This is a genomic window from Streptomyces sp. NPDC007095 (assembly GCF_040634475.1).
Lineage (GTDB): Bacteria > Actinomycetota > Actinomycetes > Streptomycetales > Streptomycetaceae > Streptomyces.
Genome location: NZ_JBEYFS010000292.1, coordinates 1 through 12,255 on the forward strand (window position 1 = coordinate 1; position 12,255 = coordinate 12,255).

Genomic DNA, 12,255 nt, shown 5'->3' on the forward strand with positions numbered 1-12,255 from the left:
CGACACCGCCTTCGGGATCTTCGCCGTCAGCCCCCCTTCTTTGGTGAAGGCGAGCCCTCGGCCGTAGCCACCGGTCGAGTTGCCGCCATCACGTACTCCCCTGGATTTATATTACGTCCGTATGCCTTACGTTCGTACGACCATATGTTGGTCGCCGGTCAATGGCAAGAGGTCAGGTCCGGCGATCCTGGAGGCCCCGGAGTTGGCCGAATCCGATTCCGCACCCGATCCCGAACTCGAATCCGACGCCGAACCCGACGACGACGCCGAACCGGACCCCGGCGCCGACGACTTCGGCGCGGGTTGGGCCGACTGCTGCGGCACCGCCCGGCCGGCCGCCGAGGAGCCCTGTGGGGCACCCTGCCGGGCGGCGGCCTGTGGCGCCTGCTGCGGTTCGGGCTGGGCGGGCGGCGGGAGTTGGGCCTTGGTCTGCTGCCGGACCGGAGGCATGGCGAAGGCCCGGACGTCCACCGAGTCGGTGACGGCGTCCGGATCGGCGCTGGGCTCCCCCTCTTCGGCGGAGCGCGCCCGCAGGTCCTTGGCGTACCGGCGCTCCATTCCCGCCCGTCCGGACAGCAGCCGGATGGCGGTGCTGAAGCGTTCCGTCGGACGGGCTTCGTTCAGCTCGTCCTGCCTACGGAGCCACATCGGCACCAAGTAGGCGGCCCAGGCCCCGACGATGACTGCGTAGATGAGGCCGCTGCTGCTCACGCCTCACACGGTAGAGGGGTTTGCATGAGGCCATCTGCCAATTCGGCCGGTGTGTCGCACGATCCGGCTGATATTTCGAGCTTTTTTTGTGACCGATGCGATCAGCAGGCCGCAGGGAGCGCGAATTTAATGCCCCGAGCCGATCACGCACCGATCAATTTCGAACACACATTTCATTTACTGAGTGCCGGGCTTGCTCTGGTTCTCCGAACGGGCCTGCATCGATCGTGCCCGCCGCCAACGCCCCAGCAACCCCTCCGGCACCTCTTCCGCGGTGAGCGCGAAGACGAGATGGTCCCGCCAGGCCCCGTCGATGTGGAGATAACGCGGCCGGAGCCCTTCCTCGCGGAATCCGAGTTTCTCCACGACCCGGCGGCTCGGCCCGTTCTCCGGGCGAATGCAGACTTCGATGCGGTGCAGTCCGACCGTGCGGAAGCAGTGGTCGGTCACCAGCGCCACGGCCGTCGGCATCACTCCGCGCCCCGCCACCGACTGGTCCACCCAGTAGCCGATGTGCCCGGAGCACATCGATCCCCAGGTGATCCCGGCGACGGTCAGCTGCCCGACCAGACGGCCCTGGTACTCGATGACGAAGGGCAGCATCCGGCCCGCGTTGGCCTCGGCACGCAGATGCCGGACCATCTGGCGGTAGGTCGGCCGGTGCGCTATCGGACCGCTGGGCGTGGGCGGCGGAATCGTCGCCTCCCAGGGCCGCAGCCAGTCCCGGTTGCGCCGGTTCACCTCGCGCCAGGCCCGCTGGTCGCGCACCTTTATCGGCCGCAGGACGACATCGCCGTCCACCAGCTCGACGGGCCAGGATGGGCTGTTCAGCTCGCACCCCCACTGCCGCTGGGTCTGGGGTGGTCGCCGCCGCGGATCTGGTCGACGGCGTGGATCAGAAGGGGCTCCAGAACGGCCAGGCCGTCCTTCACCCCGCCGGTGGAACCCGGCAGGTTGACGATCAGCGTCCGTCCCGCGACTCCGGCGAGCCCCCGGGACAGCGCCGCCGTGGGCACCTTCTCTCTCCCGAACGCCCTGATGGCCTCGGGAATGCCCGGCACCTCGTGATCGAGCACGCGCCGGGTCGCCTCGGGCGTCCGGTCGGTGGGCGAGATCCCGGTCCCGCCGGTGGTCACGATCACGTCGTACCCGCCGTCGACACCCGCGCGCAGTGCCGCTTCCACGGGGTCGCCGTCCGGCACCACCCGGGGGCCGTCGACCTCGAAGCCGTACGCCGTGAGCCCCTCGGCGATCAAGGGGCCGCCCTTGTCCTCGTAGACCCCCGCGGCGGCTCTGTTCGAGGCCGTGACCACGAGCGCGCGGTATGACGGTGCCGTCATGCCCGGCTCCAGTCGCCCGACTTTCCGCCCGTCTTCTCTTCCACCCGTACGTCCGTGATGACCGCCCCCTTGTCGACCGCCTTGACCATGTCGATCACGGTGAGGGCCGCCACGCTGACCGCGGTGAGGGCCTCCATCTCGACGCCCGTACGGTCGGTCGTCTTCACGGTGGCGAGGATCTCGACGGCGTCGTCCGCGACCGACAGATCAAGCTTGACACCCGAGACCGACAACGGGTGACAGAGCGGGATCAGATCCGGGGTGCGCTTGGCGCCCATGATGCCCGCGATGCGCGCGGTGGCCAGGGCGTCGCCCTTGGGGACGCCCTCACCACGCAGCAGTTCGATCACACGGGGCGAGACCAGGACACGACCGCTGGCGCGGGCGGTGCGCGCGGTCACGTCCTTCCCGGAGACGTCGACCATGCGGGCGGCGCCCGCCTCGTCGATGTGGGTCAGTCGGTCATGCGTACTCATGTCTGCGCGGCGCTCCCGGTCGGGCCTCTTGTGCGCGACACGGTACCGCCACTCGGGGCACTCAGCCGAGCAGGACCACTTCGACCTCGGTGCCGGGCTCGACCGAGGTGACGTCCTCGGGGACGACGATCAGCGCGTCGGCCTGGGCGAGGGCCGCGACCAGGTGGGATCCGGCGCCGCCGACCGGGGTCACCTTGCCGTCGGCGTACCTCCCGCGCAGGAACTGCCGACGGCCGTCCGGCGAGGTCAGCGCCTTGCCCGTCTCCAGGGTCGCCCTGGTGGTGGGGCGGTGGATGTCGTCCAGGCCCGACAGCGTGCGGATCGCGGGGCGGACGAACAACTCGAAGGAGACGTACGAAGAGACGGGGTTGCCGGGGAGCGCGAGCAGCGGGGTGTGCTCGGGGCCGATCGTGCCGAAGCCCTGGGGCTTGCCGGGCTGCATGGCGAGCTTGCGGAAGTCGATACCGCTGCCCTCCTCGTCCTCGTCGCCCACCGAGGACAGGGCCTCCTTGACGACGTCGTACGCGCCTACGCTCACGCCGCCCGTGGTGACCAGCAGGTCCGCGCGGATGAGCTGGTCCTCGATGGTCGCGCGGAGCGTCTCGGCGTCGTCGGCGACCGCGCCCACCCGGTAGGCGATGGCCCCGGCGTCGCGGGCGGCGGCACACAGGGCGAAGCTGTTGGAGTCGTAGATCTGGCCGGCGCCCAACGGCTCGTCGGGCTGGACGAGTTCGCTGCCGGTGGACAGGACGACCACACGCGGGCGCGGGCGCACGCGTACGGTGCCGCGGCCGATCGCGGCGAGCAGGCCGATCTGCGGCGGGCCGAGGATCGTGCCGGCCTCGAGGGCGCGGTCCCCCGCCTTCACGTCGCTGCCCTTCGCGCGCACATGCGCGCGTGCCTCTGCCGGGCGGTGGACGCGCACCTGGCCGGAGGCGCCCTCGGGGGCCGCGCTGCGGGCGCGCATCCCGGAGACGGGACCCTCCCCCAGGCCGCCGTCGGTCCACTCCACCGGGACGACGGCCTCGGCGCCGGGCGGCAGCGGGGCGCCGGTCATGATGCGGGCTGCCTCACCGGGGCCCACATGGAGCTGCTCGCCCTGGCCGGCCGCGACGTCGCCGACGACCGTGAGGACCGCCGGATACTCCTCGCTCGCGCCCGCGACATCGGCGACCCGGACCGCGTACCCGTCCATCGAGCTGTTGTCGAACGGCGGCAGGGAGACCGGCACCGTGACGTCCTCGACCAGGACACAGCCCTGGGCGTCGAGGAGTTGCAGCTCGATGGGTTCCAGAGGGCGAACGGTCGCGAGGATGTCCTCCAGGTGCTCGGTCACCGACCAGAGATGGTCCTGGCCGGTGACACGGGTCGCGGCGCTGCTCAAATTCCTACATCTCCTCGGCTACGTAACTGCGAAGCCAGGTCCGGAAGTCCGGGCCCAGGTCCTCACGTTCGCACGCGAGCCTGACAATGGCACGCAGATAGTCGCCGCGGTCGCCGGTGTCATAGCGGCGGCCCTTGAAGACGACGCCGTGCACGGGGCCGCCGACCTTCTCGTCCTGCGCGAGCTGCTGGAGGGCGTCGGTGAGCTGGATCTCGCCGCCGCGGCCCGGCTCGGTCTTGCGGAGTATGTCGAAGATGTGCGGGTCGAGGACATAACGCCCGATGATCGCGTAGTTGCTGGGCGCGTCCGCCGGGTCCGGCTTCTCGACCAGGCCCGTCACCTTGACGAGGTCGCCCTCCGCGGTGGTCTCGACGGCCGCGCACCCGTAGAGGTGGATCTGCTCGGGCGCGACCTCCATGAGCGCGATGACGCTGCCGCCGTGCTGCTCCTGGACCTCGACCATGCGGGCGAGGAGGGGGTCGCGGGGGTCGATCAGGTCGTCGCCGAGGAGCACGGCGAAGGGCTCGTGGCCGACGTGCGGAGCCGCACACAGGACGGCGTGGCCGAGGCCCTTGGGGTCGCCCTGGCGCACGTAGTGCATGGTGGCCAGGTCGCTGGACTCCTGGACCTTGGCGAGCCGGTCGGCGTCACCCTTCTTCTGAAGGGCGGACTCCAGCTCATAATTGCGGTCGAAGTGGTCCTCGAGGGGGCGCTTGTTACGGCCGGTGATCATCAGGACGTCGTCGAGACCCGCCGACACGGCCTCTTCGACCACGTACTGGATCGCCGGCTTGTCGACGACCGGCAGCATCTCCTTGGGAGTGGCCTTGGTGGCCGGCAGGAACCGGGTGCCGAGGCCTGCTGCGGGGATGACAGCCTTGCTGATCCTGGGGTGCGACTCAGTCATGCGCGTAACCATATCCGGTGGCTATGAGCGCAATCTGTTGGTCCCGTTAAATAGCTCTCATATGAGCACATAAGGAACGGTACGGAGTGAGCTGTGAGCCACGTGGGACGTGCGGCAGAGCCTGACAAGCGAATGTTGCGGCGAGGATTCCTCGCGGTGAGAAGCAGGTTGACACCCTACGACCTGCGGGAAGCGGCCGGGACCCTGGCCCTGCGGGCGCTGGAGCTGCCGGAGCTGGCGCACGCGCGCACGGTGGCGGCGTACGTCTCCGTGGGGAGCGAGCCGGGCACCCTCGCACTCCTGGACGCGCTCCACGAGCGCGGGGTGCGCGTGCTGCTGCCGGTCCTGATGGCGGACAACGACCTGGACTGGGGCGCGTACGCCGGAGAGGACTCCCTGGAGCGTGTCCAACACGGCGGCAGGATGGCCCTCTTGGAGCCGGCGGGCGAGCGGCTCGGTCCCGAGGCCGTCCAGGACGCCGACGCCGTCCTGCTGCCCGGCCTGGCCGTGGACCGGCGCGGAATGCGTCTGGGTCGCGGCGGCGGCTCGTACGACCGCGTACTGGCCCGCCTGGAGCGCGCTGGGGCCGATCCCGCGCTGGTGGTGCTGCTGTACGACGCGGAGGTCGTCGAGCACGTCCCGGCGGAACCTCACGACCGTCCCGTCCACGCGGTGGTGACGCCTTCGGGGGTGCGTCGCTTCGGCTGACGGGCCCGGGTTGGTGAAAGGGCCCTCCACGCGTGCGTGGAGGGCCCTTTCACCTACCGCCGTCAGTGACTCACGGACGCCGTCGGTGGCTCACGGCTTGAGCACCAGGGTGTCGCTCGTGCTCTTGTCGACCGCCGTGTCCGAGAAGGACCACGGCAGCAGTTCGCCCTTGGCCCACTTGTCCGTCTGGTCGGTGTAGTGGGCGCTGTAGGCGTGCCCGGAGGCGCCGGAGAGGTTGATCCACTTCGACTTGTCGAAGTCGTCGAGGTTGACCACCATCCGCATGGACGGCACCCAGACCACTCCGTAGCCGCCCGCGGCGTTCCAGCCGGTCGCGTTGACCGTGGCCTCGCCGCCGCTGAGCTTCCAGGGGCCGCGGTTGAGCATGTACTGCAGGACGCCCGGACCGTCGGTGCCCATGGTCTGGTTCTTCAGGAACAGGCGGTGCAGCCGGCCCCAGCTCCAGGTGTCCATGTCCTTGCCGAGCTTGGCGGTCAGCTCCCAGCGGGCGTCCTTCATGGCCCGCGCGAACAGCTGGTCGCGGTTGTCGGCCGCATCGTCGAGGCGCGTCTTGGGCGCCTTCCACCAGTCGTTGTTCTGGTCGTCGATGATCTTGCGGACCACCTCGAACCAGCGGTCCCCGCCGTCCGGCTGCGCCTGGTCCGCCTCACGCTGACCGCACTCGCGTACGGTCTGGTTCTCGTCCGCGGGACCGGTGGTGTCGACCGGGGCGACGTTCAGGCACTGGCCCTTGACCCGCAGCTCCTTGGGCAGCTTGTTGCCGAAGGCGAGCTTGAGGATGTTGCGCCAGGTCGCGTTGAAGTACGCGGCCGCCGCGGAGTCGGCGTCCTGGGTGTAGTCCCAGCCCTCCAGGAGCTTCTGCGCGTCGCGGACGTTCTTGTCGGCGACGTCGATCTTGAGCAGCTTGGGCACGATCAGCTTGGCGATCTCACTGCTGTCGTCGAGCTGCATCTGACGCATGTCATCGGTCGAGATCTTGCCGCCGCCCTTGATCTTCGCCTCGATGAGATCGGTGATCCGCTGGCTGCGCGTTCCGTAACCCCAGTCCGTGGTGAGCGTGTAGGGGTACTTGTCCTTGTCGACGACCGCCTGGTTGGCGGTCACGATGTAGCCGCGCTTCGGGTTGTACTCGTAGGGCAGCTCGGACTGCTTGATGTAGCCGGTCCACGTGTACTTGGAGTCCCAGCCGGGCGACGGGAGCGAGCCGTCGTCGCCCTTCGACCGGGTCGGGATCTTGCCGGGCAGCTGGTAGCCGATGTTGTCGTTGGTGTCGGCGTAGATCAGGTTCTGCGAGGGCACGTCGAAGGACGCGGCCGCCTTGCGGAACTCGGACCAGTTCGACGCCTTGTCCAGCTGGAAGACGGCGTCCATGGAGTTGCCCGGGTCCAGGGCGGTCCAGCGCAGCGCGATGGCGTAGCCGTCGCCGCGGTCGGGCGCCCCGCTGTCGACGGTGGCCTTCTTGCCGACCTTGACCAGTTCGTCGTCGCGGTCGGAGAGCAGCGGCATCCCGTCCTTGGTCTCCCGGACGACGATCGTCTTGTTCGCGCCGCCCGCGACCTTGATCGTTTCCTTGCGGGTCGTGAAGGGCAGCACCTTGCCGTCGTACTCGTAGCCCTCGCCGGTGATCTTCTCCAGGTAGAGGTCGGTGACGTCGACCCCGGAGTTGGTCATGCCCCAGGCGATGTCCTGGTTGTGGCCGATGACCACGCCGGGCATGCCCGCGAAGGTGTAGCCGGAGACGTCGTACTGGCACTTGCTGGAGACGCTCGTGCAGTGCAGGCCCATCTGGTACCAGACCGAGGGCAGCGAGGCCGACAGGTGCGGGTCGTTGGCCAGCAGCGGCTTGTTGGTGATCGTGTACTTGCCCGCGACGACCCAGGAGTTCGAGCCGATGCCGTTGCCGTTCACACCGACGGCGGTGGGCACGTTGTCGAGCACGTTGTAGAGCTTGGAGAGCTGGCTCTGCAGGCCATTGGGCGCGGTGGCGTTCCCCGCGAGGCCGGTGCCCGACGTGGACTGCGTCCCGCTGCCCGACGTCGTGCTGCTGCCCTGGACGTACGACCCCGTGACGCTGTCGTACTGGCCCTCCTGGGTGATCGTCTTGTTCCGGCTGTACGGGTACTCCGGGTACAGGTCGGCGATCTGCTTCGGGCCCAGGCGGCTGGTCATCAGGGAGCGGTCGATCTCTTCCTGCATGTTGCCGCGCAGGTCCCAGGCCATCGCCTTCAGCCACGCGACCGAGTCGACCGGGGTCCACTCCTGGGGCTTGTAGTCGTTGGTGAAACCAAGGGCCGCGTACTCCAGAGAGATGTCCTTGCCGTCCTTGCCCTTCAGGTAGGCATTGACTCCCTTGGCGTACGCCTGGAGGTACTTCTTCGTGGAGGGCGACAGCTTCGTGTCGTACTCCTCCTTGGCGACCCGGTCCCAGCCCATCGTGCGCAGGAACTCGTCGTTCTTGACCTGGCTCGAGCCGAACATCTCGGACAGCCGGCCCGAGGTCATGTGACGGCGTACGTCCATCTCGTAGAACCGGTCCTGCGCCTGGACGTAGCCCTGCGCCATGAACAGGTCCTCGTCGGACGAGGCATAGATCTGCGGGATCCCGTTGCCGTCCCGCTTGACGTCCACGGGACCCGACAGCCCGTCGAGCGTGAGGGAGCCCTTGGTCTGCGGGAAGGAGGCGCGGACGGTACTGACCCCCCAGTAACCGCCATAGGCAACGCCTCCGAAGAGGGCCAGAACCAGGACGATCAGGACCAGTCGGGCCTTGCGCCCCTTCTTCCTGCCGGACTTGCCCGGCTTCTGGCCGGAAGAGGCGGTGGTGTTCGGGGGCATCGCTGTCCTTGCTGTCCTAACGCGAGCGGCAGGCGGTCCTGGAGTGCTGGAGCAACCATAGGCGCAGGGCCCGACGCGCCTTGACGCGGAGTCGGGTACAGGACGGACGAGCGTTCGATCTCGGCCCCTCGAGCGTCAAGAAAGCGTCAAGAGTTAGGTAAGGTAACGAAGTACTTGGACTCATGTACCGACTTCGGGTGTCCGGATCGACGTGCCCGGATCCACGCGATCACATCGATTCCACGCGTCGGCCCCGACGCGATCACATCGAATCGACGTGTTCACATCCACACGTTCGAATCCAGTGCCCGGATTGGCGAGAAGGGAACAGCCGCTGACTGTCCACCACCTCAACCAGCTCCTGCTCGTCTGCTCGCTCGTTCTGCTCGTCGCGGTGGCAGCGGTTCGTATCTCTTCGCGCAGCGGGCTCCCCAGCCTGCTCGTCTACCTCGGCATCGGCGTCGCCATGGGCCAGGACGGGGTCGGCAACGTCCACTTCAGCAACGCCGAACTGACCCAGGTCATCGGATACGCGGCCCTGGTCGTGATCCTGGCCGAGGGCGGCCTCGGCACGAAGTGGAAGGAAATCAAGCCGGCGCTGCCCGCGGCCACCTCGCTGGCACTGGTCGGCATCGCGGTGAGCGTCGGAGTGACGGCCGCGGCCGCCCACTACCTGATCGGCCTGGAATGGCGGCAGGCGCTCATCATCGGCGCGGTGGTGTCCTCGACGGACGCGGCGGCCGTCTTCTCGGTACTGCGGAAAGTACCCCTGCCCGCGCGCGTGACGGGCATCCTGGAGGCCGAGTCCGGCTTCAACGACGCCCCGGTGGTCATCCTCGTCGTCGCGTTCTGCACGGCGGGCCCCGTGGAGCACTGGTACGTGCTGCTGGGCGAGATAACCCTGGAACTGGCCATCGGCGCGGCCATCGGCCTCGCGGTGGGCTGGCTCGGCTCCTGGGGGCTGCGGCACGTGGCGCTGCCCGCCTCCGGCCTCTACCCGATCGCCGTGATGGCGATCGCGGTCACCGCCTACGCGGCCGGCGCGCTCGCGCACGGCAGCGGCTTCCTCGCCGTCTACCTCGCGGCGATGATGCTCGGCAACGCCAAACTGCCGCACTGGCCCGCCACCCGAGGCTTCGCCGAAGGCCTCGGCTGGATCGCCCAGATCGGCATGTTCGTCCTGCTCGGCCTGCTGGTCACCCCGCACGAGATGGGCGACGACATCATGCCGGCCCTCGTCATCGGCCTGGTGCTCACCATGGTGGCGCGCCCCCTGAGCGTCGTGGTCAGCCTGCTGCCCTTCCGCATTCCGTGGCAGGAGCAGACGCTGCTGTCCTGGGCGGGCCTGCGCGGCGCCGTACCCATCATCCTGGCGACCATCCCGATGGTGAGCGGCATCGCGGAGAGCCGCCGGATCTTCAACATCGTCTTCGTCCTGGTCGTCGCCTACACCCTCATCCAGGGCCCCACGCTGCCCTGGCTGGCCCGGAAGCTGCGACTGGGCGAGTCCGAGGGCGCCGCCGACCTCGGGATCGAATCGGCACCCCTGGAGCGGCTGCGCGGCCATCTGCTGTCCGTCGCGATCCCGAAGGGCTCCCGCATGCACGGCGTGGAGGTGGCCGAGCTGCGCATGCCCTCGGGGGCCGCCGTCACCCTCGTCGTACGCGAAGGGACGTCCTTCGTGCCGCTGCCCACGACCGTCCTGCGCCGCGGCGACGAGCTGCTCGTGGTGGCCACCGACCCGGTCCGGGACGCGGCCGAGCGACGGCTGCGCGCGGTGGGCCAGGGCGGCAAGCTGGCGGGCTGGCTGGGCCTCGCGGGCAACGGCGCCGGACCACACTCCCGACATTCCGGACAGTAAACGGGACATTAAGGGGCGATGTGCATTCGCAGGCGAACACCGCCATGGTGCTCACTTTCACAGGCACCGCAGCACTCGCCCCTGTACGATGAAGGCACACCTTGATCGAACCAACTCTGCCTGAAGCAGAGCTGGCGCGACCGTATGGCGGTCGTGACGCCCTCGCAGTGGGCGGCGCGGCATCTACCGCAGTTCCGCGCAAGAGGACAGCTCTCGGCGCCCCCCGCACGGGCGCGCTACCAGGCGGCAGAAAGGCACGGGCCGTGGCATCCACGGTCACCTCCCGCCCCGGATATGGACAGCTGCTGCGCACCCGCGGCGCCTGGACGTTCCTGCTCCCCGGCTTCGCCGCACGTCAGCCCTTCGCCATGCTGACGCTCTCCCTCGTACTCCTCGTCCAGCACACCACCGGCTCGTACGGAGCCGCCGGCGCCGTCGCCGCCGTCACCGGCGTCTCCATGGCGCTGTTCGCACCCTTCACCGGCCGTCTCGCCGACCGCCACGGCCAGCGGGCCGTCCTGCTGCCCGGCGTCCTGGTGCACGCCCTGGCAGGCCTCTCCCTGACGGCGCTGGCGCTGACGGACGCCCCCTTGTGGGCCCTTTTCCTCGCCGCCGTGCCGACCGGCGCCTCGGTGCCCCAGGTCGGACCCATGGTGCGCGCCCGCTGGGGCGTGAAGCTCCAGGACTCGCCCCTGATGACCACCGCGGCAGCCTTCGAGTCCGTCACGGACGAGCTGACCTTCGTGTTCGGCCCGCTGCTCGCCACGGCGCTGTGCACCGCCGTGCACCCGGCCGCGGGCCTGCTGACCGAGGCCGGGCTGACCCTGATCGGCGGTCTCCTCTTCGCCGCGCAGAAGAGCACCCAGCCCGCTGTCGCGGCCGCCGGGCACACGCGCGTGGAGCACGGTTCCGCGCTGCGGGTCCCCGGAGTGCGCGTGCTGATCGTGACCTTCCTGGGCATCGGCTCCGTCTTCGGCGGTATGCAGGTCTCGCTCGCCGCGTTCAGCGAGTCGATCGGCGAGCCCGGTCTGAACGGCGTCCTGTACGGCGTCTTCGCCGCGGGCAACATGCTCTCCGGCGTCGTCTGCGGAGCCATCGCCTGGAAGGTGGCCCCGCAGCGGCGGCTCGTCATCGGCTACGCCGCCCTGGCGCTCGCCGCGTGCGGACTGTGGGCCGCGCACTCCGTGGTCGTGCTCGCCGCGATCGGCCTCCTGGTCGGCATGTGCATCGCTCCGTCCTTGATCACCGGCTACACGCTGGTCGAGGGCCTGGTCCCGGCGGGCGCCCGCACCGAGGCCTTCACCTGGCTGACCGGCGCCGTCGCGCTCGGCCAGGCGGCGGCCGTCACGGTCGCCGGACAGCTGGAGGACGACCTGTGGAACGGTGCCGGGTTCCTGGTGCCGATGGCCGGTACGGCACTGGCGCTGGCGACCCTGCTGGCCCTGCGCTCACGGCTGGCCACGCGGCCCTCCGGACGCACCGTCGCACGTGGCGTCGGTCACCGAGTGCCGGTGACAGTGGACTGATCTCGCGGAATACGTCAGTATGGATCGTCGTTAGCACTCATTGAGTGAGAGTGCCAGGAGGAAGACAAGTGCCGACCTACCAGTACCAGTGCACCGAGTGTGGCGAGGGCCTCGAGGCGGTGCAGAAGTTCACCGACGATGCCCTGACCGAGTGCCCCAACTGCGGTGGACGCCTGAAGAAGGTGTTCTCGGCCGTCGGCATTGTCTTCAAGGGCTCCGGCTTCTACCGCAACGACAGCCGTGGCTCGTCGTCGAGCAGCTCGCCGGCGTCCAAGCCGTCGACCTCCTCGCCCTCGCCGTCGACGACCTCGTCGTCCTCGTCCGACTCGAAGTCGTCGGGCAGCGGCTCGTCGAGCAGCAGCTCGGCCGCGTAGGACTTTCTGCCGGGGACCCCCGCGGCGTAGAAAGCTGGGGTGCCCCCCGGGTTTGGGGGCAGGGCCCCCCGCCGGCGGGGACGCAGCCCCCCCCGTTTAACCTGGCGGCGAT

At 69.3% G+C, this 12,255-nt stretch carries 10 protein-coding genes and 1 pseudogene; 4 read left to right on the forward strand and 7 right to left on the reverse strand.

Annotated features, from left to right (window positions below):
* Positions 1-411: 411 nt before the first annotated feature.
* The 6 genes and pseudogenes from ABZ656_RS51465 to galU form a co-directional block, all read right to left on the reverse strand.
* Positions 412-711 (reverse strand): annotated as a pseudogene (locus ABZ656_RS51465) (hypothetical protein); the annotation flags it as partial.
* 177 nt (positions 712-888) lie between these two features.
* The gene (locus ABZ656_RS51470; protein WP_248002953.1) at positions 889-1,512 is read right to left on the reverse strand and encodes a GNAT family protein; all 624 of its coding nucleotides are present in this window, start codon (positions 1,510-1,512) and stop codon (positions 889-891) included.
* A gap of 26 nt (positions 1,513-1,538) precedes the next feature.
* Positions 1,539-2,051 carry a MogA/MoaB family molybdenum cofactor biosynthesis protein gene (locus ABZ656_RS51475; protein WP_360278754.1) on the reverse strand — a complete coding sequence of 171 codons (513 nt, stop codon included), beginning with the start codon at positions 2,049-2,051 and terminating at the stop codon, positions 1,539-1,541.
* Entirely contained in the window at positions 2,048-2,527 is a 480-nt protein-coding gene (gene moaC / locus ABZ656_RS51480; RefSeq protein ID WP_101404556.1) for a cyclic pyranopterin monophosphate synthase MoaC, read from the reverse strand. Before moaC ends, ABZ656_RS51475 begins: the two co-directional genes overlap by 4 nt.
* 61 nt (positions 2,528-2,588) lie before the next feature.
* Positions 2,589-3,911: a gephyrin-like molybdotransferase Glp gene (gene glp, locus ABZ656_RS51485; RefSeq protein ID WP_101404555.1), complete on the reverse strand. Its 1,323-nt coding sequence runs from the start codon at positions 3,909-3,911 to the stop codon at positions 2,589-2,591.
* Positions 3,912-3,915: 4 nt separating this feature from the next.
* Entirely contained in the window at positions 3,916-4,818 is a 903-nt protein-coding gene (galU, locus tag ABZ656_RS51490; RefSeq protein ID WP_101404554.1) for a UTP--glucose-1-phosphate uridylyltransferase GalU, read from the reverse strand.
* Positions 4,819-4,911: 93 nt separating this feature from the next.
* Between galU and ABZ656_RS51495 the strand changes: the two genes are divergently transcribed.
* The gene (locus ABZ656_RS51495) at positions 4,912-5,526 is read left to right on the forward strand and encodes a 5-formyltetrahydrofolate cyclo-ligase (RefSeq protein WP_180362461.1); all 615 of its coding nucleotides are present in this window, start codon (positions 4,912-4,914) and stop codon (positions 5,524-5,526) included.
* A gap of 90 nt (positions 5,527-5,616) precedes the next feature.
* Here ABZ656_RS51495 and ABZ656_RS51500 read toward each other — a convergent pair whose 3' ends face one another.
* Positions 5,617-8,382, reverse strand: coding sequence for a penicillin acylase family protein (locus ABZ656_RS51500; RefSeq protein ID WP_360278759.1), 2,766 nt, complete (start codon positions 8,380-8,382; stop codon positions 5,617-5,619).
* A gap of 313 nt (positions 8,383-8,695) precedes the next feature.
* Here ABZ656_RS51500 and ABZ656_RS51505 point away from each other — a divergent pair, with 313 nt between their 5' ends.
* The 3 genes from ABZ656_RS51505 to ABZ656_RS51515 all read left to right on the forward strand — a co-directional run bounded on the left by ABZ656_RS51505 (position 8,696) and on the right by ABZ656_RS51515 (position 12,143).
* Positions 8,696-10,243 (forward strand): potassium/proton antiporter, encoded by a 1,548-nt coding sequence (locus ABZ656_RS51505; RefSeq protein WP_360278762.1) that lies wholly within the window; start codon positions 8,696-8,698, stop codon positions 10,241-10,243.
* Between the two features lie 263 nt (positions 10,244-10,506).
* Positions 10,507-11,769 (forward strand): MFS transporter, encoded by a 1,263-nt coding sequence (locus ABZ656_RS51510; RefSeq protein ID WP_360278765.1) that lies wholly within the window; start codon positions 10,507-10,509, stop codon positions 11,767-11,769.
* A 68-nt stretch (positions 11,770-11,837) separates the two neighbouring features.
* On the forward strand, positions 11,838-12,143 hold the full coding sequence (locus ABZ656_RS51515; protein ID WP_101404549.1) for an FmdB family zinc ribbon protein: 306 nt from the start codon (positions 11,838-11,840) through the stop codon (positions 12,141-12,143).
* Positions 12,144-12,255 lie beyond the last annotated feature (112 nt).

What these genes read in the sequence shown, in the direction of transcription:
- ABZ656_RS51475 (WP_360278754.1), bottom strand. Translation starts at nt 2,051, where the DNA reads ATGACGGCACCGTCATACCGCGCGCTCGTGGTCACGGCCTCGAACAGA.
- moaC (WP_101404556.1), bottom strand. Translation starts at nt 2,527, where the DNA reads ATGAGTACGCATGACCGACTGACCCACATCGACGAGGCGGGCGCCGCC.
- galU (WP_101404554.1), bottom strand. Translation starts at nt 4,818, where the DNA reads ATGACTGAGTCGCACCCCAGGATCAGCAAGGCTGTCATCCCCGCAGCA.
- ABZ656_RS51500 (WP_360278759.1), bottom strand. Translation starts at nt 8,382, where the DNA reads ATGCCCCCGAACACCACCGCCTCTTCCGGCCAGAAGCCGGGCAAGTCC.